At 47.7% G+C, this 648-nt stretch carries 1 protein-coding gene; it reads right to left on the bottom strand.

Annotated elements, in window-relative coordinates; translation table 11 throughout:
- The coding region (locus A3757_RS02440; protein ID WP_156506119.1) for an aminotransferase class III-fold pyridoxal phosphate-dependent enzyme at window positions 1-648 on the bottom strand (648 nt) is incomplete at both ends.

The following is a 648-nucleotide window of genomic DNA, read 5'->3' as shown; positions in this document are numbered from 1 at the left end:
GCAGCTGCACAGCCAAGAGGGTTTCCGCCGAAGGTAGAACCGTGAGTGCCGGGAGTAAGAACATCGGCTGCGCTGCCTTTTGCCATGCATGCACCAATAGGGTAGCCATTGGCGATGCCTTTTGCAGTTGTCACAACGTCAGGTGTTACATCATACCCTTGATAAGCAAAATAATTACCCGTTCTGCCGTTACCTGTTTGAACTTCGTCTAACATCAATAGCCAGTCATTCTCATCGCAGATCTGACGCAAAGATTTTAGGTAACCGTCCTCAGCGATTGAGAGACCTCCTTCACCTTGAATGGGCTCGACTAGAATTGCGACAACATTAGGGTTCGATTTGGCAATCGCTTCAACAGCTTTAACGTCATTGAATGGTGCTCTAACAAAGCCGCCTAGTAAAGGCTCGAAGCCCGCTTGTGCTTTTCGGTTTCCTGTCGCGGTCAAGGTCGCCATAGTCCTGCCGTGGAAAGATTGATCCATGACGATAATCGTGGGAGTCTGTATACCCTTGTCATGCCCATACTTTCTGGCTAGCTTAATAGCGGCTTCATTCGCTTCAGCACCTGAGTTGGAAAAGAAAACTTTTTCCATACCTGATATTTGGCATAAGGTCTGTGCAAGTTTGACTTGTAAAGGCGTGTGATAA

This window comes from Oleiphilus sp. HI0117 (genome assembly GCF_001635235.1).
The sequence above is the reverse complement of the archived record's forward strand: the minus strand, read 5'-3'. Positions and strand labels throughout refer to the sequence as shown.